Origin of the sequence: Moorena sp. SIO4A1 (genome assembly GCF_010672065.1) — a bacterium.
In the GTDB taxonomy this organism is placed as follows: domain Bacteria; phylum Cyanobacteriota; class Cyanobacteriia; order Cyanobacteriales; family Coleofasciculaceae; genus Moorena.
The window spans coordinates 1-2,774 of the sequence record NZ_JAAHHX010000236.1 but is presented as its reverse complement, the minus strand read 5'-3'; the positions used below and the strand labels follow the sequence as shown (position 1 = coordinate 2,774).

Sequence of the window (2,774 nt, the reverse complement as noted above, 5' to 3'; positions counted from 1 at the left end):
ACCAAAAATATCATTAATTCGGTATTGCTGAATCAAGGAATGAATATGAGTGGGGTCGGCATCCTGGCTGCCCGAAAATATTGAGAAGGGGCAAGATGCCCATTCCACAAAACTCTTCAAATCATTCCATTATTAAGCAAAGCCATTAATTCCACGGCTCATAGCTAAAGTCAGTTTTAAGCGATATATTGTAGCAAACTCTGCAGGCTGAAGCGTGGAAATAAACCATCACAGTTCCCTTGACAAGGAGTAAGGAAAAAATAAGGATTTGAGAGCTTGCTTTTGGCAGGCTAAATTCGGATTTCCTTGCCATAGACGAGTGCAGGCTATCCAGGTGCAATATTATGATTTTTAACGGACTTGAGATATGAGCCATTCGTTTTAAAAACTGGCCGGATGCCAACACCTTCCGTCAGTTGTAGGAGTTTTGTCAGTCAATCAGAGGTTTGCCCTGTCCTGTTCTTATGGGATGAATGATGACTTGTTATTCGACCACGGAAGCGATCAAAACAGGAGGACATTGAATGACCCAAGTGGTGGTTGGTGAAAATGAGCACTTAGAATCAGCCCTACGTCGATTTAAGCGAAAAGTCTCCCAAGCTGGCATCTTTGCTGATATGAAAAAGAATCGTCATTTTGAGACATTTGCACAAAAACGCAAACGTAAAGAAATTGCGAGACATCGGGAACGTCGAAGACTCCGAAACCGTAGAAGACGGTTCTAGCAGGGTAGATTCCTATATTAATTTTTTAGATCCACTCCGGTAGCATCGTTATTGTAAGGCTTGGGTAATGGGTAATTGGCAATTGTGATTACTCCTTTACCATTACCTATTACCCGTTGCCTATTCCCGTTACCCATTATCCAAAACAACCTTAGATTATGAACACTACAAATAACAAACGACAAAAATGGACTTGATGTAATCTGATTTTTTGCTCAAGTTGTTAATGGCTGAGGATTCTTAGTCAGTAAATTTCGCAACCAGCGTCGAGTATTGGGAGAGAGTAGCCACATACCGAAGTACAAACCTATATCCATAGGTAGGGGTTTGCCACGGCGAATCGCTTCCCAGAGAAGGGGAAAAAATGCCTTCCACTCACAAGCATTGGCAGCTCTTGAACTTACCTCTGTCAAGATAAAGGATGCGTAAGCACGGGGTGTGACTAAGTCTTGTACTTTTTGAATCCAGTTTAATGAATTCCGCCATTTAGTAGTTCTACTAAGACTAGAACGGTTGTCTCCTAAATACCACACTGACAATGGTTCAGTCACAAACTCAATTCCTACCTCTTCCAAAGTAGTCGCCCGTAACAGCCAGTCCCAATCTTCGTGAACCTCACCGCTGCTTCTGGGGGGGATTTTTTGCAATAACTCTTTGGATGTAAAAATAGTTGAAGCTTGAATTACTGCTTCTCCCTGGAAGAAGGTATTACGAACAAACAGATATTCACTCATTGGTTCTGATTTAGAGGGAATTCTTCTCGGCCAAATGGAATCGTCTTGGGGAGTCCGAGCAATTAGGTAACAGCTGACAATAGGGTATTTGTATTGGGAGCGATTAGCAGCTTCCAGTTGCAGTTCTAGTTTTTCGGGCATCCATTCATCATCATCATCTAGATGAGCAATCCATGGGGCTTGAGCTGCAGCAATCCCCGCCCTCCGAGCGGCGGTGCAACCTTGATTGGTGGGCAGTTCAATCACCCTGAGCCGGGAGTCATCCACTTCTGCAAGTGAGGCACAAGTAGCTTCATTCGGACCATCTATAACAACAATGACTTCAATTTGACTAAGGGTTTGAGCCAGAGCGCTTTGAACAGCTCGTTTAACTAATTTTGGTCTGCGATAGGTAGGTATTACGACACTAACTAAGGGTTTCAAGGTTATATCCTCCTGATGATATGTGAACTGAAAACTTTCTGCTGATTAGAAATCCTATGATTAGCAAAATTTTGCAAAACAATAACCAGTTTCAGGGACTGATTAAGCATTGCTCCCCATATTTGGGAGGTTAGGGGAGGGAAACCAACTAAAATTCGTAAGTCCTAAAAGGAATAAATATTAGCTAACAATCTCTTTATATAGCCCCTACGCCAATAGGATGATTTGAATGAACTGAATAATTTATCAAATCTCAATACTAGTAGGGGGATATCAGTGGGAGGTTTAGCAATATACCGTTTATCGTTAATATTTCCAAAACTTTCAGAATGCTCAATATCACCTAATTTTTCTGCTTCATAAAGAGTCGGATTTTTGAGAACTCTATACAAAGGTTGAGTTGCCATTTTTTTGAGGGGCTTAATGAAGGGATAGTTTTGGATATATTTTTGGTATTGACTAATGAATTCTAAAGCACCCTTTTGAATAAGTAAAGCTTTTTTTATATCCTGTAAGCTGAGGTCATGTTCATCAATTACTGGCTTAACCTCTTGTCCTATACAAGCATAATTATGAACACTGCCATGGGGAGCGGCATGGATAAACTCCAAAAATGGTAAGCATAGCTTTACTAGATTTTTGTAATATTTCGGCTTGCCTAAATCAATTAGATAACTAGACATATCCATTCCTTGTTTACGATTTTTTTTTGCCTGTATAAGTGTTCCAAAGTAGTATCCCTTTATTTCTATATTTTTCTCCATTTTTTTGAGCATTGTAGATAGAGAATACTGCATTGTTCCATTCCAACCTATATCTACTATTGCTATTCTTTTTTTATCTAATAAACCAATATATTTGAGGTAATTTAAAAGATTTATTCGTTCAGAGA

3 protein-coding genes are annotated in these 2,774 nt (G+C 39.9%); 1 reads left to right on the top strand and 2 read right to left on the bottom strand.

Features of this window, described 5'->3' with window-relative positions; all coding sequences use genetic code 11:
- The first annotated feature begins 524 nt into the window (after nucleotides 1–524).
- Nucleotides 525–725 (top strand): 30S ribosomal protein S21, encoded by a 201-nt coding sequence (gene rpsU / locus F6K53_RS36680; RefSeq protein WP_070394310.1) that lies wholly within the window; start codon nucleotides 525–527, stop codon nucleotides 723–725.
- Between the two features lie 215 nt (nucleotides 726–940).
- Here the strand turns inward: rpsU and F6K53_RS36675 are convergent, their stop codons facing one another.
- Nucleotides 941–1,882, bottom strand: coding sequence for a glycosyltransferase family 2 protein (locus tag F6K53_RS36675; protein ID WP_293084430.1), 942 nt, complete (start codon nucleotides 1,880–1,882; stop codon nucleotides 941–943).
- Nucleotides 1,883–2,046: 164 nt separating this feature from the next.
- Nucleotides 2,047–2,774 (bottom strand): hypothetical protein (locus tag F6K53_RS36670; RefSeq protein ID WP_293084427.1); only part of this gene is annotated, 728 nt, incomplete at its 5' end.

Bases quoted from the DNA above. Each gene is read 5' to 3' on its own strand.
- rpsU (WP_070394310.1), top strand. From the start codon at position 525: ATGACCCAAGTGGTGGTTGGTGAAAATGAGCACTTAGAATCAGCCCTA.